The following is a 21823-nucleotide window of genomic DNA, read 5'->3' as shown; positions in this document are numbered from 1 at the left end:
TGCCGTGCTCAAGTGTGAAATATGGCGCCGCGCAAAATCGAGGGGGGAAACATGTTTATAAGTGAATTGGCCTCTTCGATGCTCAATCGTGTGATTGCTCTCTAGCGACGACGCGAGCCGCCGCCGATAGCCGCAATGGGTGCGAAACAGCCATCACCTACACTGATTCTAGTCTCGCGCTTGGTCAGACGCCAAATTCGCTTGTGTTTCGGCGTGGAATAAGGGCTCTGACGCACTTTTGGTGGTGATGGAGCCTACGCAGCGCCGATGACGCGCGCCTGGAGTAGGTCGAGTTTTCCTCGGCCGTACATTTGGCGTTTCACGAGCTTGAGTTTGGTGATCTGCCCCTCGGTTTGGCCATTGGACCAGGGAGATGTGATCGCCGCGCTCACAGCCGCTCGGTCCTTGACGATGCCGTTGGCGAAGGGGGCAACAAGGCCCGATCGAGCTTGCTCCAGCCATGGCTCAAGATCGACGAGAGACTTCTTGCGGATCATGGCCTGGAAGGCGGCGATGATTCCTCGGGCATCGACCAGCTGGGGCACACCGCCCTCAATCGCGGCGACAAGGACGGTTTCGGACTTGGAGAGGTTGTCGCGACCGACGGTCATCAGCCGCGCTATGGTCCGCGCCGAGGGCGCCCGGCTCAAGGCGCCACCATCGACCTTTTCCGCCTTCCGACGGCGCGTAGCCCACTCGGTGACAACCCGAAGACTACCACGGAACCCTTGGCCTTTGAGCCGTCGCCATAGCTCGGCGCCGTTCCGCCGTCCGGCCGACCACTGGGCGTCGAGCCATGGCAGGTGCAGTTCGAGCGAGTTCTCGCGGACGCGGAAGATATCCGAGCGTTGACCGCGCATGACGCGACGGACAAGGCCGCGGCTGTACCCGGTCCGGCGAACGATCTCCTTGATCGTCACCCCGGTCTTGGCCAGGCCGAGAATGGCGGCGTTGGTGTCTTCCCGGCGAAGATATCCCTCATATTGGATCCGCTCGGCGGCAGTGAGCAGGTCGGGATTGATCGTGACTGCGCCGATCGCGGACCGAATCTGGCGCATGGATTTGCGCACGGCGTCGAGGAAGGCGCGGCTGGCGTTCTCCATCAAGTGCCAACGGTCGGCCACCTGGATCGCCTTCGGCAGAGCCTTGGCTGCAGCCATTGCGTAGCCACCGCCACGGTCGCGGGCGACGATGCCGATCTGAGGCTGGTCAGAGAGCCAGGCCTGAGCCGTCGCTGGTTCCCGGTCAGGCAGCAATGCGATGGTCTTGCGCCGCTCCAGATCGCAGATGAGGGTTCCATAGCGCTGGTTGCGTCGCCACGCCCAGTCGTCGATCCCGATCACGGCTGGCGGAACGAAGCGCGGGCTGCCGCGCCGCCGCACGACGCGCAGCAGGGTGTCGTTGCTCACTGGCAGCATCAGTCTCCGGGCGAAGCCCGCTGCCGGGCGCCCGCCCAGAACAAGCCCAAGATGATGAACGATATCGTCGAGGCGAGCGGTTCGCCGCGCCCATGGCGCCAGGACGCCCTCGTCAAAGCGCTCGGCGAAGATTCGCCGGCCGCACAGAACCGCGTCGCAGTGGAACCGGCGCACCAGGACGACCAGCCGAACAGGCTTTCCAGCCAACGGCAGATCCGCCAAGCGCCGCTGATACCGGCTGTGGATCCGCTCCGATCTCGTTCCGCAGCCCGGACAGGCACTCGCCATGCTCAAAGGTCGGATCGTGATGAGCGTCGCGTCGACCGCACTGGCGGCATCTTCAACAACAAAGCCGCGAGGGACGAGAGTCGATGGTCGGAGGGCCTGGCCCATGGCATTGATTCCTTTTGTGAAACCAGTGCCAGCCGACGTCACAATGTCATCAAAACTGAGTCAGAGCCCCTTTTGCGAGCCGATCCAGGGTCCCAATTGCGGGCCGATTGACAAGGATTGCGGACCTCCACTGTGCCGAAGACAGTTCGGATTCGGCGTGTCGTATAGTCCTTGACCGGCCGGAACGTGTGGCAATCCGGGCAGGCGCGGCGAAAGAGCGAGTAGAGTAGGTCTCCGTCTCGTGGCTGACGACCGCGCTCTGCAGGGCCGCCATGATTTTCTTTCCATCGTCGATCGACAAGCCGAGTGGAACCGGCGTACCATTACGACCAGCAGAACAGGCTTGCCCGCCATGGGCAGATCCGCCAAGCGCCCGGATACCGGCTGTGGATCCGCACCGATCTCGTTCCACAGCCCGGACAGGCGCTCGCCATACTTAAAGGACGGACGGTGATTAACGTCCACGCCGCCGGTGCATCATCGACCACAAAGCCGCGAGGGTCGATGGTCGGAGGGTTTGGCCCATGGCACTGATCCCCTTTGCCTGTCTCCTCATCTGAGGAACTTTAACCCCCAAGCGAGGGCAATTCAGGGAAGCACGTCAGTCGAGATCGCCATCGCCCCGAAAAAGGGCAGCCAGAGATTGTGTGCCCCAATGGCAGCGGGCTGACTGCGCTCAGGGCACCACCGGCAAAATGATGTGCGAGGGATTGTCGCGATCGTGATAGAGGGTGTTCTGAGCGACCACGGTTGCGGTTTCCGTGGCATTGTTGCCGCCTGTGTTCAGGTTGCGGGCGAAGTGCGGGAAACTGCTGCTTGCCACCTGCACGCGGATGCAGTGGCCAGGACCGAACCGGTTGCCCGTCGCCTCCATGCTCACCTCGATGCGATAGATTATCCCTGGAGTCAGTAGTTTCGGGCGGCTATAATCCTCGCGATAGCGAGGTTGCGCCGTATAGGCTTCGCGATAGCGCGCCCGCGCGACGCCTTTTTGCAGGTTATAAACCCGGCCATCGGGATAGACATCGCTCAGTGTTACGACGAAGTCTGTGTCCAATGCCGAGGACGATACATAGAGCACCGCGCGCAATGGACCTGTTACCTCGACGCCTGAACGAAGCGGCTCCGTTGTGTAGACCAAGCGATCGGGCCGCAGATCGACCTCCCGCTGGTCAGCGGCGCTGCCGTCGCTCCTAGTACGGACAGCCTCAGGGCTGGGCGTGGGATCGGCAGGATCATATCGATAGTGGTCGGCCGGTCCTGATGCCATCTCCGTGGACAGCTTGCCGTCGCCATTGCTGGTGTTCGCATGCCCAGCGCTGCTGAGGTAGTAGGGGGTGAAGCTGGTCCCCGGCAGCGGCCAACTGTCGGCGGACTTCCAGCGGTTCGCGCCCATCAGGTAGTATTGGACGTGCGGCATGTTGAGTTCGCCTTGGCCATCGCGGCGCAGCCAGTGATCGAACCAGCGTAAGTAGATCGACCAATAATCCTGACAGACGTCTCCGACGTCGCGCTCGCCCGCTAGATAAGGCGTCTGGGCGCATTCGCTCTCGCAATGCTGGGTGGGAGAGATGATCAAATACTGGTTGCGCCGGGATCGCTCCGTCATCGACTGGTTCTTGAACGCATTGAATAATTCTATGCCGCCGTTGACCGTGTTGTCATACCAGGATTCGATGAATAGCCCTGGCACGTCGGGGCGCGAATTTTCGTCGAAGAAGGCAAATTGGCGCCACCAGGGATCGCCAAGCTCATGGGTGATCCAGGCCCGCCAGTCGTTGGGAAAGCCGCCGGACCGTTCGTTCATGTCCGCAAGTGGGAGGGTTTTCAAGAAGTCGTGATATTCGATTGCCGGGGGAATCTGGGAGCGCTGATTGCCTTTCTCGCGGAACCATTTGAAGGACCAGCCGAACTCCGGCACGCCGGAGGTTATAGTGCCAAAAGGCCGGTTGCGCATCGCACCGCCGGAGGCCTGTGGCAGGACGGCCGCCAGCGCAGGCGGCCGCTGAGGCGCCATCATCACCTGATTGATACCGAGCGCTGAGCAGCCGTAGCCGCCGACCTTTCCGTTCGACCAAGGCTGCGCGGCGACCCACGCCACAGTGTCGTAGCCGTCATCCGCGTCGCTGGCGGCAGGGTGGAATGCGCCTTCCGAACGGAAGCGCCCCCGAATGTCCTGAACCACGACCGTGAACCCTTGGCTCGCGAATTGGTAGGCCACCCCTTTGCGCGTCTTCAAATCGCGCTCGCGATAGGGCGCTTTATCATACTGTGTCCGGATCAGGATCGTTGGTAGGCGGTCCCCCGCCCCAAATGGGCGATAGATATCGGCGTAGAGGCCGACTCCGTCCCGCATCGGGGTGCGGACGTCCTCCTCAAGGTCGACGTCGAATCGGGGCTTCGGAAACGGAACGGCCTCCCACTCGCCCACTGTTTCGTTCGCAGGCCGCTGTTGTGGGTCTCCAGTCATACCGTACCTCCTCGTTCATAACGTGAACTCGTTCGCCATTGAGTGCTACCCTGTAGCACTGCTCATTGGAGGGCTGGAAATATTGACTCAACATGCGTCCCATCGCGATACGCGATTGGTCTGGCTGTCGTACTGCAGTTAAATGTGAGATTGCGCCGACGAGACCGGTAACTTCTCTGGGGTTAGGCGGCGCGCAGAAGGGGCGGTTTGGGCTTGAATAATGGAGGCACGTTCGGTTCTGGCTGTCGGAACGGTGCCCGCAGCCGATTGCGAAGTTCGCCATTGATCTCCGCCGTCCTGACCTGCATGAGCATGTGCGCACCGTGGAGAGACCAGCGCATCTGCTGCTTCTTGACCATGCGTTTGCCGACAAGCGAATTCACTGCTGCCTCGGCGAGGCTGGTGGCGACACGAAGCCCAGCTCGGTATCGCTTGCCATAGTTGACGATCGCGCCGCGGTTCGATCTGACATAGGTCAGGAGCTGCGAGGCGAGGCTATGAAGCCGTGCGATCGAGAACTCGCTGTCTCCTTGCGAATCCTTCACTCTCTCCAAGAGTTGCTCCAGGTCGCGGATCGCGCGATCGACGCGCCCATGCCACAGGCGCCACTTCACGGCTCTGATCTCCCTGTGGATGGTTGGAAGGGGCCTGGCACCGTCCGCGCGAGATCGAACCATGTGGTCGGCGATCTGCTGCATTGGTTGGAGCTTCATGGCGATGTGGAACCAGTCGATGATATGGCTGGTCGGCCTAGGCATGGCGCGGGGCAGGCGCTTCAGGATTTCGGCGCCATCCGAGATCACGGTGACGTCGCCAAAGCCGCAATATCCTTCTTGCTGAAGCGCGTGGAGCGCTCGATCTCGGATTGCGGTTGGTCGGTGCTGCTGGTCACGAAATAGCGGCCACCGGGTTCGCCCCGACCGCCGCGACCGCATCTGGCCACAACGAGTTCGAAGTTTCGCGCTGCATTGGGATCGGCGCTGCGCACATGCGCTGTGTCGATGCTGATGATAAACTCTTTGCGCCGATCGCCGGGAAGCTCCATTTCAAGCTGGCGTCGATCATCAGCTTGCGCCCTTGCGCGCCGTTCTTCCTCTGCAACCTGCTCGTCCAGCCGTTCACCGATCCTGATGGTGCGCTTGCGCACGGTCGCATGCGTCTCGGTAGGCTCAAGGGGCAGAAATTCGGTGAGCACTCTCGCGGCCTGCCGGTACGGCATCATGCTTCCCAGCCGCGCCGTCAGTTCCATCAGCTCTGGCGTCGCCCGATCCGGGCAGATTTCCTTCAGTGGCGCGAAAGCAACGACCATCCCTGGATGGCAATCCCCACACAGCATCCAGCGGGGATTGCGCACCTCCACCGTGCCGAACACAGTTCGGATCCGGCGCGCCGTATAGTCTTTGACCGGCCGGAACGTGTGGCAGTCCGGGCAAGCCCGCCGAAACAGAGCATAGGCATTCACCTCCTGGTTTACGACCGCGCTCTGCAGCGCCGTCATGATCTTCTTGCCGTCTTCGATCGACAGGCCGATTTCGCCGTCGAACAGGCGCTCCCAGCTCTTGTCGACCTGGACCTCCCGACGACAAACGTCGCCGAACTCGCTCTTTCCCTCGATTGTAATTGTCCACTCCACCGCCATCGTTGCTTCTCCGAACAAAGCGACGGTGATGAACTGCTCGGGCCTAACAATCCGTGCTCAACCCCAGAAAAATTACCGGTCTCCCCTGCATCATCCGCTCCCGTTTTCGCAGCGGCACATGCGAATTCTCCGGCCGGTTATTCAATCCCTTGTGCGAAGGGTGTTCGACATTCGGCATGACCTGATGTGGTGGACGGCCTCCGCTCCCGGCATCGAGGTGCCATAGTGTGGCTGTCGAAAGTCACATGAGGGAGAGTCGTCCATGGAGAAGATTACCACAATTGGTCTGGATATCGCCAAGCAGGTATTTCAGGTTCACGGGGTCAATCGTGCTGGCGCGATCGTGAGCCGCCGCAAGCTGCGCCGCGATGATGTCGTTTGTTTCTTCAAGGAATTGCCCCCTTGCCTGATCGGCATCGAGGCTTGCGCGACGGGACACCACTGGGCTCGGGTTCTTATAGCGCTGGGTCACGACGTTCGGCTGATGCCGGCGTCTTACGTCAAGCCATACGTGAAGTTATGCTCACCTCGCCATAACTTTACTTGGACTAACCCGCTCCGCCACGGCGGAGCGGCAAGGGGGGTGTACGCCGACGGCGCGGTCTTGATGGCGTCCTCTGTCGTGCCGGTCAGGCGTTCAATAGGAGCTCCAACTGCGCGAGCATGGGGTGGCTGCTTGCAGCCCATTCCATCGGACAAAGGAGCTTGTCATGACCCAACTTCGGCAACGCATGAGCGAGGACATGCAGGTGCGCAACTTCGCGCTCAACACCCAGCTCTCCTATCTGCAACAGGTGTCGCTGTTCGCCCGCCACTTCGGCAAGTCGCCGGACGTGCTCGGGCGCGAGGACATTCGGACCTATCAGGTCTATCTGACCAACGAGAAGAAGCTGGCGTCCGGTTCGATCCACACCGCCATCGCTGCGCTGCGCTTTCTCTACAGTGTGACGCTCGAAAGGGACTGGGCGCCTGAAGAGGTCCTCCCGTTTCCCAAGAAGCCGCAGAAGCTGCCGATCATCCTCAGCCCCGAGGAAGTTCAGCAATTCCTCGGCTGCGTCCTCAACGTCAAACACCACGCCATCCTGACCACCTGCTATGCCGCCGGCTTGCGCATCTCGGAGGCGGTTCAGCTGAAGACCACGGACATCGACAGCCAGAGAATGGTCATCCGCGTCGAGCAGGGCAAAGGCCAGAAGGACCGCTACGTGATGCTGTCGCCCAAGCTGCTGGAGATCCTGCGCAGCTATTGGAAGGTGTGCCGGCCAGAGGCGAGGCTCTTCCCCGGCGATCGCGCCGGCCAGCCGATCACCAGGGATGCGGTGGGACAAGCCTGCGCGAAAGCGCGCGACCTCTCCCGCTTGCCCAAACCGGTCACGCCGCACAGCCTGCGGCACGCCTTTGCCGTCCATCTATTGGAGGCCGGCGCCGACGTGCGCACCATTCAACTGCTGCTCGGTCACCGCAGCCTCGCGACCACCGCCCATTACCTGCGGATTGCCACCAACAAGGTCTGCGCCACGTCGAGCCCGTACGAGCTCTTACCGCGTCCGGCCCCCACCCCGCCGCCGCCGGCCAAGCCTCAGTACTTCTGAGCTCAAGCCGATGGCCCGCTCGGGGCCGGAGGTGGCGGATATATTCCGCCGCTATGGCGAAGCCTATCGCGTGCAGCATGACGCGTCGCTCAGCACCGCGCAGCGTCGCGTCATGACGGCGATCGAACTCTGCCGCACCGCCGCGCTCGGCGGGCATATCGAGCAGTGCGATCAATGCGGCCACCAGCGCATCGCCTTCAACAGCTGCCGCGACAGACATTGTCCCCGCTGCCAATCGCTGGCCCGCGCGCAATGGCTGGAGGACCGTCGCGCCGAGCTTCTCGACACACAGTACTTCCACGTCGTCTTCACGCTGCCGGGTGACATTGCCGCCATCGCCTATCAGAACAAGGCGCTCGTCTACGGTCTGCTCTTCCGCGCCACCGCCGAGACACTGCGCACCATTGCCGCCGATCCCAAACACCTGGGTGCCGAGATCGGCTTCTTCGCCGTGCTGCACACCTGGGGCCAGAACTTGCTGCACCATCCCCACCTGCACTGCGTCGTCCCAGGCGGTGGCCTTTCTGCCGACGGCACGCGATGGATTGCCTGCAAACCCGGCTTCTTCCTGCCGGTCCGGGTGCTCTCACGCCTGTTCCGACGCTTGTTTCTGGAGCACCTGGAGAAAGCCTTCGCGGCCGGCCAGTTGAAGTTCTTCTCTAGCTTGCAGGCCTTGAGCGAGCGCGACGCCTTCCGGCGCTATCTGGCGCCCCTTCGAAAGGCCGAGTGGGTGATCTTCGCCAAGCCGCCCTTCGCCGGACCCGAACAGGTCCTCGACTACGTCGGCCGCTATACGCACCGCGTCGCCATTTCCAACAATCGCCTCGTCGCCATCGAGGATGGCACCGTTCGTTTCCGCTGGAAGGACTATCGGCACGGCAATCGGCAAAAGGTCATGACCGTCTCGGCCGACGAGTTCATGCGCCGCTTCCTGCTGCATGTCCTGCCCGACGGCTTCCATCGCATCCGCTATTACGGCTTCCTCGGCAATCGCCATCGCGCGCAAAAGCTCGCCCACTGCCGCGACCTGCTCGGCATGCCGGCTCCAGAGGCGTCGAACAGCTGCTCGGCGAAGGACTACCGCGACCGCTACGAGGACCTTACCGGGCATTCCCTCCGGCAATGCCCGGCCTGTCATCAGGGGCGGATGATCGTCATCGAAACGTTCGACGGCGTCACCGGACCCCCGCCATACCGGGATACATCATGAAAGAAGCGCTCAGCTTTCGTCGTCACCGTATCGCCCGGGCCGTTCGGCCGCAAAACCGAGCCGGTCCCGCGAAGGTGCGCGCCGTCACCCCCGGGCAGCCTCTCCCGGCAGGGCGCGGCGCCGGTCCTCACCTTGCCGCAACCGATATCCGTGCCGCTTTCGGCGCACCGACCCCTGCAATCGCCGCGTCCACGACCGCATCCGCGCCCACGCCATGCCGGTTCATGGGCACGGCCTCAATTGAACGCCCATAGCGGCCACCTGTGCCCGCGGCTTAGTCCAACACGTTTTTAGCTCACCGTCGCGATCCACCACAGCGCGCTCTCGCCAGCCGCCTTTCTGCGCGACGCCAAGCTAAAAACGCTCTGCATAATCACGAGATCCCCGTAATGCGGAGGAGCGCGGCCTGATTGGCGGATTTTCGCTGATTTAGGATCGGCTTGCTTTGCATTATTCTGTGCCGAACCTCTGCGGGTCAATCGACCAACAGAGGACCCGCCAATGTCGGATAGCCGTCACGAACTAATCGCCGCTCTCAATTCCTCGCTTATCAGTCAGCAATACAGCCCAGTCGTGGCGAGGAACTACTGCACCTACGCATCTGGATTTCTCGATTATCTGGGACAGCGGGGCATCTCGGTCACAGACGTGATCGACGTGCAGGTGGAGCAATACCTGCGGCACGCGATCGTACTGTTCGAAAAACAGCGTGGTCGACGTCCCAGCGCGCGCTGGCACGAGGTCCCGCGTTCCGGAATTCACGCGCTGCTGCGGCTTGTTCACGGCCAATGGCCGCCAGCTATCAAGCCTACCTGTGTGGCCGATGAGGTCCGATTTTCAATCTGCGACGAATACGAACTCTGGCTGCGTGAGGAACGCGGGTTGGCTTGCTCCAGCGTCGCAGCATTAATGTGGGAAGCCCGGAACTTCCTTGCCTGGCAGATCGATCACGGCATCGACGGATCGACGGGCCTCAGCATCAGTGACGTTGACCGTTACATGGATTTGCGCGCGCCGAAACTGACGCGCTGCTCGCTGAAGGCTGTAGCCGAGCGGCTTCGCTCGCTGCTGCGTTATCTCCACACCACAGGTCGCGTCACGACGGACCTGTCAGGGCACATCATAGCGCCGATGCTTTACGCATATGAAGGAGTACCTTCGGTCCTGGACCGCAGCCAGATCGTGGCCGTGCTGGAGAGCGCGAAGAAGGACAAGACATCGGCAGGGTTGCGAGACCATGCGATTTTGCAACTCCTTGCAACATATGGGCTACGGTCTGGAGAGATCCGCCATCTACGGATCGAGGACATCGACTGGCGGACGGAAGCCATCCATGTTCGTCACCACAAGACGCGAGCCAGCACATCCTTGCCCCTGATGGAGCCGGTCGGCGAAGCGGTGCTCTCCTATCTGCGTTCCGGACGGCCCCTGACGGACGCCAGAGAGATCTTCATCCGCACGCGCGCGCCCTATCGCAAGCTCGACAAGCTTTACAGCGTTGTTCGCCGGCGGCTCCGTGACGCTGGCGTCCAACCGCCTGGTAAGTGTGGACCCCACATCTTCCGTCATGCGCGCGCGGTTGAGATGCTGCGGGTCGCGGTGCCTCAAAAGATCATCGGCGACGTGCTGGGGCACCGCTCGACAGGATCGACGGCTCCCTATCTCAAGCTCGCCACCGAGGACCTCAGGGCCATTGCGCTTGATGTGCCGGGAATGGAGGTGGCGGCATGACCGCCCGCTGGCCCGATCCCGACCGCGCGACCATTGACCGATATGTCGCGAGCCTTGGTCTGCGCAGCATGAAAAGCCGAACCTGTTATCGGCAGGTCTTGCATGGCTTCCAGGATGTCGCCGAACGTTACGAGGCACTCAATCAGGAGGTGCTGCTGGCCTGGCTACGAGAATCAGCCATTCGCCGGGCGACATCCACGCTCTTGCACCGCACCCGCATCATTGACCGGTTCCTCGAACGCCTGGTGGAAATCGGTGCTATCGAACGCAATCCCGTCGTCGCTCTGCGCGATGAGTGCAATATCAAGCAGTGCATGCCGATCTGGCGGGCACTGGCGTCGCGGGATCCGAAGCAGGCTGTTGCCGAACTGCGCCAGCCCAGGCCGTTCTGCAGCGTGCTGGGCGAAATGATGGCCGAGCATGTCGCGATGATGCGGCGCAGAGGATACAAATACACTTCGCAACCCCTGTTGCTCTTGCGGTTCGACCGGTTCCTGCAGTTGCATCCGGGACCGGAAACCGAACCGCTGAGCGCCATGATAGATCGATGGGCGGCAACGCATGTCACGCGTGACCACGCGGAGGAATGCGAAAGGCTCAATCGCGTCTTTGCGAAAATCCTTCGTCACCGCGACCCGTCGATGCCTGTGCGGCGACCGGATCCGAGACCGAGGAAGGAGGCCGCCAAGCAATGGCGAAAGCCCCATATCTACTCGCCTGCCGACGTGCGACGGATGCTCGACGTCGCACGTACCTATCCGTCGCCACGGGTGCCGCTTCGGCCGCTGAGCATGTACACGATGCTGCTGCTGGCTTATTGCGCAGGCTTACGGCGCGGCGAGCTTGCCCGGCTCGATCTTGGTGACGTTGACCTGCAGGGCGGTACGATAACCATCCGGCAGACCAAGTTCTTCAAGACCCGGATCCTGCCGCTACCCGACAGCGTTATAGCCGAGCTCCGGGCCTACATCGATGCGCGACGGCGTGCCCGTGGATCACAGGACGCGCGCTCCGGCCTGTTCTGGCACGAGCGAGGCGATGGCCATTACACGCCGGAAATGATCACCTGGCTGCTTGCTGACGTCATACGCCGCGCTGGGTTGAAGCCATTGCGAGGAAAAACGGGGCCTCGCGTTCATGACCTGCGCCACTCGATGGTCGTGAACAGGATCCTCGAATGGTACCGGACGGGCATCAATCCACAGGACCGCCTGCCGTTCCTCGCGACCTACCTCGGCCATCGGGATATCAACTCCACCCTGGTCTACATCACCGTGACGCAAGACCTGCTGCATTACGCAAATGAGCGGTTCCGGGCGGTTGGCGCATCATGCCTCAACCTGGGGCAGGAGGTGCGGTCATGAGCAGGGCTGATCGGTTCCCAGACCTGATGCGCGCGTTCTTCTACGAATGGCTGGTCGAACAGCGCAACGCGTCCATCCATACGGTTCGATCATACCGCGATACCTGGCGGTTGTTGCTCCGATTCGTCGCCCAGCGCACTGGGAAGAAAGTGGCTATGATCATGTTGACCGATCTGGCCGCCCGCGAGGTCGCCGCGTTCCTCAGTCACGCCGAACATGAACGCGGCGGTACGATCGGCACGCGCAATTGCCGGCTTGCCGCGATCCGCAGCTTCTTCCACTTCGTGGCCACCAAGGATCCTGCATCGATCGCGCAATGCGTGGAAATCCTCAACATACCGATCAAGCGCGCTCCGGTGTCGGAACCGAGCTATTTGGATCCGGAGGAAGTAACGGCGATCCTCGGTCAGCCAGACCGTTCGACCGTTGAGGGCATGCGAGATCATGCGCTGCTCTCGTTCCTCTACAACAGCGGCGCACGAATACAGGAAGCGCTCGACCTGTGCCCCGAAGCAATCCGGTTCGAAAGCCCGAACTGCGTGCGTCTGATCGGCAAGGGCCGGAAGGAACGTATCTGCCCGCTCTGGCCGGAAACCGTGATGTTGCTGAAGAAACTGCTTGAGCGGCAACCACGGGCGCCCGACCAGCGGCTGTTCGTCAACCGCTATGGTGAGCCCCTAAGCGCCTCGGGGGTCCGGTTCAAGCTCGCCGCCTACGTGAAGGCGGCGGCCGAAACCATGCCGACGCTGCGCGCCAAGCATGTAACGCCACACGCCTTCCGGCACGCCACCGCCGTGCACCTCATCTCGGCGGGCGTCGACGTTACGGTCATCCGCAGCTGGCTCGGCCATGTGAGCCTCGACACAACCAACCACTATGCCAGGGCCAATCTGGAAACGAAGCGGAAAGCCCTGGAAAAGGTCGCCGTTCCAACCACACCCGGCGGCCAGCCATCTTGGAAGCGCGATGCAAGCGTGCTCGCCTGGCTGGATACGCTCTGAAATAATGCGGAGGAACATGGACAAAACCGGCGAAAATCCGCCAATCAGGCCGCGCTCCTCCGCATTACGGGGATCTCGTGATTAGTGAAGCGGCAGAAGAATGATGCGACGGATGCCGAGGCGATTTGCGAGGCGGTGGCGCGACCCACGATGCGCTTCGTTCCGGTGAAGAGCCAGGAGCAACAGAGTGTGCTGATGCTGCATCGGGTCCGCGAGCTTTTGATCCGGCAGCGGACAATGCTGGTGAACGCCTTGCGCGGCCACTTGGCGGAGTTCGGCATCGTGACGCGACAGGGCATTGCCGGCGTCGGTATGCTGATCGCGTTGGTCGAGGACGATGATCACGATCTCATCCCACCGCTTGCGCGGTCCGCGCTTCTTCCGCTGATCGGGCAGTTGCGAGAGGTGCACGGGAAGGTCAGCGAGATGGATCGCCAGATTCATGCTTGGCATCGCTCGAACGAGTTGAGCCGCCGCCTCGAGACGATCCCTGGAATTGGCCCGATCACTGCCAGCGCAATCGCCGCTACGGTGACAGACGCGTCGCTCTTCAAATCCGGCCGACAATTGGCGGCGTGGATAGGCCTGGTGCCGCGGCAGAACTCATCCGGCGGCAAGGATCGCCTCGGCAGGATCAGCAAGCAGGGCGATCCTTACCTGCGCCGCCTTCTCGTGGTCGGTGCCCATGCCGTGCTCCGCTTCAGCCGAAAGGGCAAACCGGCGTCTACCCGCTGGGCAGCTGAGCTTCTGGCGAAGAAGCCATACAACGTCGTCGCCGTTGCCCTGGCGAATAAAATGGCGAGGATCGTTTGGGCGCTAATGACGACCGGCCGACGCTTTGAGGCTTCCGCCGCCGCATGAGGCGGTCGCGGAGGATGCAGGGATTGGTGAGGTGCTGATGGTGTGATGACGGACGGTCGAGCCGGGATCGGACAAACCCGCTCAGTGGGTGCCGCTTAGAAGCGCGTTGACCTGTCTGGGATCCGATCAGCGGACTTCATCAGGGCCTGCGGCATGAACGCGCCGCAATCAAAGGCCGTATACATGCCTGCACCCGACCAACTCGTCAGAAACGCCGCAGATTCCCCTTGCCACGCGGAGGCCGTCCATACATGCCGCTGAGCGGCCCCGTAGGAACGTAACGTCGGTGATCATCCGTTTTGGTACGACGCCCTGCTTGGTCAGCAGCCTGGTAAGCAATCGCTTGGCCGCCTTGGTGTTGCGCCGGCTCTGGACGATCTCGTCGAGCACATAGCCGTCTTGATCGAGGGCTCGCCACAACCAGTGTTTCTTGCCCGCGATGGTGACGGCCAGGCGAGTGGCGCGGGGGAGTTGCACCCCCGCGCTCTCTCAGAACCGGACGTGATACTCTCGCATCATCCGGCTCCCATTGTCCGGCCGTATCCATGCAGCAGAGGCCAATGGGCGAACAGCCGAGGTTGGCGTTGCGCGATGCGCAGAAGCCAATGTCGGGATCTCCGCTTGTGCCCCCGCAAGGACTTGTACTTTCCCGAAGCCCATCGAGCCAAGTATCGTTCGATGTTCCAAAGGGTGGGTTGGAGAGCCGAAGGACAGAACCGTCCATAATAGTTGATCCAGCCGCGAATGTACGAGTTGAACATCCGCGCCAGATCATCAAGAGCCTTGTCACTGCGCAGATGCAGGGACCAACTACGAATAGTGCCCCGGATCGCTTTGAGCGCCGTCGGACTGGCCGCAGGACCGAATGAAACACCCATGCCCCCGGCCCTCTTGCTCACCAGTCTCGGCCTGAACGTGTAGCCGAGAAAGTCGAACTTGTGGACCGTGTGAGTACCTCGCCGACTTTCATCCCTGCAGTAGACAATTTTAGTCTTGTCAGGATGAAGCGTCAGCCCGCAGTCAGTAAGACGCGCGTCCAAGGCTCGCCGAAGCGCCATCGCCTGGTCCTCGGTCCGGCAATGACAGATCGCGTCGTCAGCATAGCGTTCAAACGGAATGTCCGGGAAATTCCGACACATCCACATGTCAAACGCGTAGTGAAGAAAGAGGTTTGCCAAGAGGGGGCTGATCACCCCGCCCTGTGGCGTTCCTCGTTCTCTGGCGACGAGACTTCCGTCCGGCATCTGCACTGGCGCTTCCAGCCATCGCTCGATGTAGAGAAGCGCCCACGGGCAATCGGTGTGCTTGCGCACAGCCCGCATCAGCAGGTCCGGTTCGATGCTATCGAAGAAGGTCTTGATATCAAGATCAAGAACCCAGTCGTAACGCCAGCATCGCCGTCGCGCCACGCCGATCGCATCGAGCGCCGATTTGCCGGGCCGATATCCATAGGAATCCGGATGGAATTTAGGCTCCACCGTTGGTTCCAGACGGCGTTTGACCACCATCTGCGCAATGCGATCGGCGACCGTGGGTATGCCCAGCGGACGCGTCTTCCCATCGCTCTTGGGTATGTCGACCCGCCGCACCGGCGGCGGAAAGTAGCTGCCCGACGCCAGCCGATTCCAGAGCTTGTACAGGTTGTTCGTAAGATCAGCCTCAAAGTCCGCAATCGTCTGGCCGTCAATACCAGCCGCTCCTTGGTTGGCTCTAACCCTCTTATATGCTTCCCACACCTCTCTTTTCGGGATCGTATACGACTTTGCTCTATCCACGAGGATCCTCCCGTCGCCGGTTGTCCTCGCTCCAGAGCTGAACAACGCATCCCCTTCGCTCCAGCCCCATTACAGGACCTTCAGCACTACTACGGGCTGCTCCGCCCCTGTGCCCCGCTTCGGTAATCTCACCCTCGCAGGGGCCGCCTGCTTGGGTTTCTCCCTTGACATCGGGGCGACAGGTTCCCGCGTTCCACACGAAAGCCTGGTTAAGAGTCACGCCGCCTTCATGCCGGATGTCGCCTGGGCAGAAATCAGGTCGCCCCCCAGACTCGTCCCGGGCTAACGAATTCCTCCCGGTTTCGACATCATCTTGCACTTTTCGACACGTCATCAGCGGTTCGCTTGCGCTCGTCTCTCTAAACCTCACCTGACGGACTAAAGCCCGCCTTTTCTGCAACGCTCACCACCACGGCTCTTTACCGTCGCAGCTTGCAGTGGTTTGAAGCCTACCCCTGACGGTCGGCTTCGAGGGGCCTTACCCTCATCTTCCGTGCAGCTCGGCTCCCACATTACTGCGGGCGCCTCGCGGCACACCCTCGTCCAGATGCCACACGTCGCCCCGGTCCGCTTTGGCCATCCCGGCCAAAGCGCCTGCGACAACGAGCAAGCCGATGCGCTTGCGTCCCTGGGCTATAATCGTGCGGAGCGCGGCCGACGGGGCTTGATCGACCGGATCACTCCCGCCGAATTGTGAACTACTGCGCGGTCGCGGGTTATTAATCGAATTGGGCCGGACATCAGCTGTGTTGCGTCTGCCATCGATCAGCTGGTCATCCTGCGTTGCCGATTCAGTAGGGCGGCGGCGCCGCCAAATCAAATCAACATCGTCGACGCTGTGATCTTTTCCACTCTGAGTAGGCAGCGGATGTATTAAAACATCTGCTCGGCAGGCGTTTGCGCCCATCTCACTTCCAGATGACGAGGATACACAATCAGTATTTGACCAAGGCATTCTCGCAAATGATGCTCAACGAAACGCAACACAAATCGGAAGATGCCCCGTGCTATTTTCTCGCTGAGGTTGATCCGGTCTAGATTCTTCGTTGGCGAAGGCGGAAGTGAGACGGGATTTCGGTCGGAGCTGCAAGCAATGACTGTGCAGCTACCGCATCCGTCGCGGTTACCGCGAAAACAGCAAGCGATAAGGTTATTTGGGAGCTTCATGAACAAAGTCCATAGCGATGCTGGCTCTGCGCTGGAAGGTCTATTGTTTGATGGAATGATGATCGCTGCCGGGGGATTTGGCCTCTGCGGCATACCGGAGCTTCTGATCGACGCCATTCGAGAAGCCGGCATCAAAGACCTGACGGTCGCCTCGAACAATTGCGGCGTCGATGACTTCGGGCTGGGCGTGCTGCTGAAGACGAAGCAGATCAAGAAGATGATGTCGTCCTATGTCGGCGAGAATGCCGAATTCATGCGGCAGTACCTGAGCGGCGAGCTGGAACTCGAGTTCAATCCGCAAGGGACGCTGGCCGAGCGTATGCGCGCCGGCGGCGCGGGTATCGCTGGCTTCTACACCAAAACAGGCGTCGGCACCGTGGTTGCCGAGAGCAAGGAGGTGAAGAGTTTCAACGGCGAGAGCTATGTGCTCGAGACCTGCATCGTCGCGGACCTGTCGATCGTCAAGGCCTGGAAGGCAGACACATCGGGCAATCTCGTCTTTCGAAAGACGGCGCGCAACTTCAACCCGCCCGCCGCCACCTGCGGCAGGATCTGCGTTGCGGAAGTCGAGGAAATCGTGCCCGTCGGCACCCTCGATCCCGATCAGGTCCACCTGCCGGGGATATACGTGCACCGCCTGATTCAGGGCGAGCATGAGAAGCGCATTGAACAGCGCACGGCGCGCGCGGCGGCTTGAGGCGGAGAGGAGAGATCTATGGCCTGGGACAGGAATCAGATGGCGGCGCGCGCCGCGCGCGAGCTGGAGGACGGCACTTATGTCAATCTCGGCATCGGCATCCCGACCCTGGTCGCCAACCACATTCCTGAGGGCGTGCATGTGACGCTGCAGTCGGAGAATGGCCTGCTCGGCATCGGCCCATTTCCGACCGAGGACCAGATCGACGCCGACCTGATCAATGCCGGCAAGCAGACGGTGACGGCGCTACCGCACTCGGCCTTCTTCGACTCGGCACAAAGCTTCGCCATGATCCGCGGCGGCAAGATCGCCATGGCGATCCTCGGCGCCATGGAGGTGGCCGAGAACGGCGACCTCGCCAACTGGATGATCCCTGGCAAGCTGGTCAAGGGCATGGGCGGCGCGATGGATCTCGTAGCGGGTGTGAAGCGCGTCGTAGTCGTCATGGACCACACCAACAAGGCTGGCGAATCCAAGGTCTTGAAGGCTTGCACGCTGCCGCTCACCGGGCAGGGGGTCGTGGATCGCATCATCACCAATCTTGGCGTGCTCGACGTCGTCGAAGGCGGATTGAACCTGGTGGAGCTCGCTGATGGCGTCACCGATGCCGAGTTCCGCAACGCCACCGAGGCAGCGATCGTCAACTGATCAGGGCACTCCCGCGGGCATGCCCATCCTCTGCACTTTGAACCAGCGAAGGGACCTATCATGAGCACCCGGTCCATAGTCGTCGCCAGCGCCGCCCGCATGGCGGTCGGTTCCTTCAACGGCAGTTTCGCCGCCACCCCGGCGCACGAGCTCGGCGCCGTGGTCATCAAGGAATTGCTCGCGCGGGCCAACGTCGATCCCGCGGAAGTTGACGAAGTCATCCTCGGCCAGGTGCTGACCGCCGCCCCAGGGCCAGAACCCGGCCCGCCAGGCCTCTATCAGTGCCGGCCTGCCCAAGGAGACCACCGCCTGGGGCCTCAACTAGGTTTGCGGCTCCGGCCTCAGGGCAATTGCGCTCGGCATCCAGCAGATCGCCACGGGGAGGCGTGACGATCCCCCTGATCTCCACCTCAACGCGGGCGCTGTAATCGGGAGCTTTTTGAATGGCTGAAGAACCTAACCCACATCCCGAGCCTGATGGAGAGGCGGCGGCGGGAGCGGCGCACACCAGACGATCGCCACAGCGCTTGAGCACATTCAAAGGCAAGACATTTCCCGCCGACATGCGCAATTATCAATAACATATGTTGCTTCTGATGGAACCTTACGTCCCATCAAAAGCAGGCGAACAGACCCAAACACCAACCCCGATTAGGAGGACCTGACATGATTTCCAAACGCACCTTCGCCGCCGCCTTTCTTGCCGCCTTTACCCTGCCGGGCTTAGCCCTTGCCGATGGCGACGCGCCGAACTTTGGCAACTGTGCACCCACCGGCGAAGTGGGCAGCATCTCGCTGGCCACGGTCGAGGCCGATACGCTGATCGTGGCTACCGTACTGCCGAACCCAGGCTGGTGGAACGGCACCTCGCCCGAGGAAACCAAGGACGGTTTCGAATATTGCCTTGCCGCTGAAATCGCCCACCGCGCGGGTCTGAAGCACATGAAGCTGATGAACCTTGCCTGGGACCAGTTCATCAGCGGCGCGGCGACCGGTTATGACATCGCCATGGCCTCGGCCAGCGCCACCGACAAGCGCCGCGAAGTATTCGACTTCTCGCAGAACTACTTTGCGGCCAATCTGGGCGTTGCGGTGAAGACCGGGGCCGATGTCACGGCGGCCAACCTGAAAGACAAGCGCATTGGCGTGATGCTAGGCAGCCTTGGCGCCGATTGGGTAATCAACACGCTGAAGCCTAATGTTGCAGCCAGCCAGTATCATGGTGTGCCCGAGATGGTGGCCGCTCTTATGGCTGATCAGGTCGATGCGATCATGAATGACACCGCGATTCTGTTGACTGCCACGGCGGGCACCAAGGGCGCGCTGGATGTGGTGGGCCAGTTTGAAACCAAATGGGGTGTCAATGTCATCACGCCGAAAGGTTCGGCTAATACGCCTGCCGTAGACAAGGTCGTAGGCGCAATGGCGGCGGACGGCACGCTGAAAACGCTCTCGGCCACCTACCTGACCTCGGCGTTCGGCAAAGACCCGAATGCTGTCGCCATCTGGCCGTTGAACTGATCAAGAACTATGTCAGGTCCGGATTTGCAAAAATTGAGCCCCGCGCCGCCTAGCTTTGGCTTGGCGGTTGCGGCCCTGACCACGGCTGCGGCCGGGTTGTTTGGGATTGGCATCATCGGCAGCGCAGTGCGCGCCGGGGTCAGTGACCCCGGCCTGCATGGCTTGGCAACAGTCACGCTTTACACAGCAATCGCGGCGGCCGCTGTGACGCTGTGGCTCGCTGCACGGGCGCTGGCTATGGCGCTCCAGTCACGTACCGAAACGAGCCGCTCTGACGTTCTTGCCGCTCGCGCCAGCGCGGCGGGTGCGCGCAGCAGTGGGCTGATCGTCTTTGGCCTGACGTTGGCTCTGATGATCGGCTTTTTTCTGGTACAGATGATCTTGTTCAATGATGGCAAGATTCAGAAAACCTTCCTGCGCTGGGATTTGATGACAGCCTCAGCCGCCGATGTGGCCAAGGCCTTCCTTGTGAATATCAAGCTGGCCCTTATCGCGCAGGTTCTGGTGATGATCGCCGGGCTGCTCCTTGCCGTCGCTCGGTTGACCCCCGGCAAGGCCGGTGCGCCCGTGCGGATGCTGGCCATCGCCTATATCGACCTCTTCCGCGCCTTGCCCGCGATAATCGTGCTTTACCTGATCGGTTTTGGCCTGCCCCTGACCGGATTACCGCTGATCTCGAAAGTCTCATCACAATGGTTCGCCATCATCGCGCTAACACTGACGTATTCGGCCTATGTGGCCGAAATCTACCGCTCGGGCATCGATTCCATCCACCCCTCGCAATGGTCGGCCAGCCGCTCGCTTGGCTTTTCCTTCGCCCAAACGGTGCGCTGGTTCATCCTGCCGCAGGCCATCCGTATCGTGATCCCGCCGCTGCTGGGGGCCTTCATCGCGCTGCAAAAAGATACCTCGTTGGTTAACGTGATTGGCACGATGGACGCATTCAACCAGGCGAAATTTTACGCCAGCGCCAACTTCAACCTGTCATCTGTGCTTGTCGTGGCGATCCTGTTTGTCGTCGTCACCATCCCCCAGACCCGCTTTGTGGATTGGATGCTAGAACGCGGCCTGGAAAAACGGAAGCGGGGGTAGGCCATGGCCTTTATCGAGATTTCCAACCTGAAAAAGATCTACGGGAGCCACGAGGTGCTGAAAGGCATTGATCTGGAGGTGGACCGTCATCAGGTCGTCAGCCTGATCGGGGCGTCAGGGTCGGGCAAATCCACCCTATTGCGCTGCATTAACACGCTGGAAACCATCAACGCCGGGCAAATTGCCATCGACGGCGATGTGGTGTCGGGGCCGGGAGTGGATGAAAATCGGCTGCGCCGCAAAGTTGGCATGGTGTTTCAATCCTTCAACCTCTTCCCGCATCTGTCGGTGGAAGAAAACATCATGGCTGGCCCTATGCGCCTGCTGGGTGAAAGCCGCGTGGAAGCGCGCGACCAGGCCCGCGCGTTGCTGGGCCGCGTACAGCTCAGCCACCGAGCCGGCTATTATCCCGACCAACTATCAGGCGGCCAGCAACAGCGCGTCGCCATCGTTCGCGCTATCGCCATGCGCCCCGAGGCGCTGCTCTTGGACGAGATTACATCGGCCCTTGACCCCGAACTGGTGGCTGAGGTGCTGAACATCGTCCGCGATTTGGCGGGCGAAGGCATGACGATGATTCTCGCCACGCACGAAATGCAATTCGCGCGTGAAGTCTCTGACATGGTGGTGTTTCTGGAGCAAGGCACCCTGCTGGAAAAAGGTCCGCCGGAGCAGATCTTCGGCAACCCGACCGAACCCCGCACGCGCCAATTCCTGAAACAAATCATCGAGGCGGGGCGGCTTTAGGGGGCTCTTGAAAAAGACACTCGCCACCTGACCAAAGCGGTGATTCTTCCGAAGGGATTCGGAGGTGACGAGTGCGCGGCGGCGACGCAATTCTAGATCGCGCCCATCTACACGTGGCATTTATTCATTTGCGCAGGAATAGCGGGATAGATGTAGGCCCTTCTGGGTTGGTTGGGTAGGCCACCTTAAAGGCCGTACGTCATGAGCGGTGTCACATGCCCATTGTCAATCGCGTTGCTGATCTGCATCCGGATATCGTTGGATGGCGACGAGATCTCCACCAGCATCCGGAGCTGCTTTACGCGTTCAGAGGACAGCAGCTTTTGTTGCTAGCCATGGGTGTGGTCAAAGGTCAACTGTACGTTGAGGGAGCATGAAAAAGCTGGGGGTCTCGTCGGCTCTACTTTAGTTTCGCCGCCATGTCCGTTACTTGCGACGAATCACGCCGATGATTTGGCGCCGGCTGCTCGTCGGTAATTACCCACCCCCTCGCCCCC

The 21823-nt window shown here is 61.3% G+C and carries 13 protein-coding genes and 8 pseudogenes; 14 read left to right on the top strand and 7 right to left on the bottom strand.

Annotation, left to right across the window (positions count from 1 at the left end; genetic code table 11):
• Window positions 1-254: 254 nt before the first annotated feature.
• From ACFSQT_RS01420 to ACFSQT_RS01400, 5 genes and pseudogenes are all read right to left on the bottom strand, one after another.
• A complete protein-coding gene (locus ACFSQT_RS01420) occupies window positions 255-1811 on the bottom strand; it encodes an ISL3 family transposase (protein WP_095091500.1) in 1557 nt (518 codons plus the stop codon).
• A 113-nt stretch (window positions 1812-1924) separates the two neighbouring features.
• A pseudogene (locus ACFSQT_RS01415) lies at window positions 1925-2118 on the bottom strand (ISKra4-like element ISMet1 family transposase); the annotation flags it as partial.
• 369 nt (window positions 2119-2487) lie between these two features.
• Window positions 2488-4281 (bottom strand): CocE/NonD family hydrolase, encoded by a 1794-nt coding sequence (locus ACFSQT_RS01410; protein ID WP_379016687.1) that lies wholly within the window; start codon window positions 4279-4281, stop codon window positions 2488-2490.
• Between the two features lie 182 nt (window positions 4282-4463).
• A pseudogene (locus tag ACFSQT_RS01405) lies at window positions 4464-5920 on the bottom strand (ISKra4 family transposase).
• A gap of 85 nt (window positions 5921-6005) precedes the next feature.
• Window positions 6006-6104: pseudogene (locus ACFSQT_RS01400) on the bottom strand (IS6 family transposase); the annotation flags it as partial.
• A gap of 78 nt (window positions 6105-6182) precedes the next feature.
• Between ACFSQT_RS01400 and ACFSQT_RS01395 the strand changes: the two are divergent.
• The 7 genes and pseudogenes from ACFSQT_RS01395 to ACFSQT_RS01365 all read left to right on the top strand — a co-directional run.
• Window positions 6183-6437 (top strand): annotated as a pseudogene (locus ACFSQT_RS01395) (IS110 family transposase); the annotation flags it as partial.
• Window positions 6438-6630: 193 nt separating this feature from the next.
• Window positions 6631-7512 (top strand): tyrosine-type recombinase/integrase, encoded by an 882-nt coding sequence (locus tag ACFSQT_RS01390; protein WP_172235051.1) that lies wholly within the window; start codon window positions 6631-6633, stop codon window positions 7510-7512.
• A 10-nt stretch (window positions 7513-7522) separates the two neighbouring features.
• Window positions 7523-8722, top strand: a complete 1200-nt coding sequence (locus tag ACFSQT_RS01385; RefSeq protein WP_172235052.1) for an IS91 family transposase — start codon at window positions 7523-7525, stop codon at window positions 8720-8722.
• Between the two features lie 501 nt (window positions 8723-9223).
• On the top strand, window positions 9224-10453 hold the full coding sequence (locus ACFSQT_RS01380; RefSeq protein ID WP_379016685.1) for a site-specific integrase: 1230 nt from the start codon (window positions 9224-9226) through the stop codon (window positions 10451-10453).
• Window positions 10450-11817 carry a tyrosine-type recombinase/integrase gene (locus ACFSQT_RS01375; protein ID WP_379016684.1) on the top strand — a complete coding sequence of 456 codons (1368 nt, stop codon included), beginning with the start codon at window positions 10450-10452 and terminating at the stop codon, window positions 11815-11817. The genes ACFSQT_RS01380 and ACFSQT_RS01375 overlap by 4 nt, the downstream gene beginning before the upstream one ends.
• Window positions 11814-12818: a site-specific integrase gene (locus ACFSQT_RS01370; RefSeq protein ID WP_379016683.1), complete on the top strand. Its 1005-nt coding sequence runs from the start codon at window positions 11814-11816 to the stop codon at window positions 12816-12818. Before ACFSQT_RS01375 ends, ACFSQT_RS01370 begins: the two co-directional genes overlap by 4 nt.
• An 84-nt stretch (window positions 12819-12902) precedes the next feature.
• A pseudogene (locus tag ACFSQT_RS01365) lies at window positions 12903-13679 on the top strand (IS110 family RNA-guided transposase); the annotation flags it as partial.
• A 239-nt stretch (window positions 13680-13918) separates the two neighbouring features.
• Here ACFSQT_RS01365 and ACFSQT_RS01360 read toward each other — a convergent pair.
• Window positions 13919-14120, bottom strand: a pseudogene (locus ACFSQT_RS01360) (DDE-type integrase/transposase/recombinase); the annotation flags it as partial.
• 74 nt (window positions 14121-14194) lie between these two features.
• Complete coding sequence (gene ltrA, locus ACFSQT_RS01355; protein WP_379016682.1) at window positions 14195-15454, bottom strand: group II intron reverse transcriptase/maturase; 1260 nt, start codon at window positions 15452-15454, stop codon at window positions 14195-14197.
• Window positions 15455-16619: 1165 nt separating this feature from the next.
• Here ltrA and ACFSQT_RS01350 point away from each other — a divergent pair.
• The 7 genes and pseudogenes from ACFSQT_RS01350 to ACFSQT_RS01320 form a co-directional block, all read left to right on the top strand.
• On the top strand, window positions 16620-17318 hold the full coding sequence (locus ACFSQT_RS01350) for a CoA transferase subunit A (protein ID WP_379016877.1): 699 nt from the start codon (window positions 16620-16622) through the stop codon (window positions 17316-17318).
• Between the two features lie 18 nt (window positions 17319-17336).
• Window positions 17337-17966 carry a 3-oxoacid CoA-transferase subunit B gene (locus tag ACFSQT_RS01345; protein WP_379016681.1) on the top strand — a complete coding sequence of 210 codons (630 nt, stop codon included), beginning with the start codon at window positions 17337-17339 and terminating at the stop codon, window positions 17964-17966.
• Window positions 17967-18026: 60 nt separating this feature from the next.
• Window positions 18027-18405, top strand: a pseudogene (locus ACFSQT_RS01340) (thiolase family protein); the annotation flags it as partial.
• Window positions 18406-18632: 227 nt separating this feature from the next.
• The gene (locus ACFSQT_RS01335) at window positions 18633-19487 is read left to right on the top strand and encodes an ABC transporter substrate-binding protein (protein ID WP_379016680.1); all 855 of its coding nucleotides are present in this window, start codon (window positions 18633-18635) and stop codon (window positions 19485-19487) included.
• 33 nt (window positions 19488-19520) lie between these two features.
• Window positions 19521-20579, top strand: coding sequence for an amino acid ABC transporter permease (locus tag ACFSQT_RS01330; RefSeq protein WP_379016679.1), 1059 nt, complete (start codon window positions 19521-19523; stop codon window positions 20577-20579).
• A 3-nt stretch (window positions 20580-20582) separates the two neighbouring features.
• On the top strand, window positions 20583-21326 hold the full coding sequence (locus ACFSQT_RS01325) for an amino acid ABC transporter ATP-binding protein (RefSeq protein WP_379016678.1): 744 nt from the start codon (window positions 20583-20585) through the stop codon (window positions 21324-21326).
• Window positions 21327-21541: 215 nt separating this feature from the next.
• Window positions 21542-21675 (top strand): annotated as a pseudogene (locus tag ACFSQT_RS01320) (amidohydrolase); the annotation flags it as partial.
• Between the last annotated feature and the right edge of the window lie 148 nt (window positions 21676-21823).

Origin of the sequence: Mesorhizobium calcicola (assembly GCF_042682105.1) — a bacterium.
Taxonomy (GTDB): Bacteria; Pseudomonadota; Alphaproteobacteria; order Rhizobiales; family Rhizobiaceae; genus Mesorhizobium; species Mesorhizobium calcicola.
The sequence above is the reverse complement of the archived record's forward strand: the minus strand, read 5'-3'. Positions and strand labels throughout refer to the sequence as shown.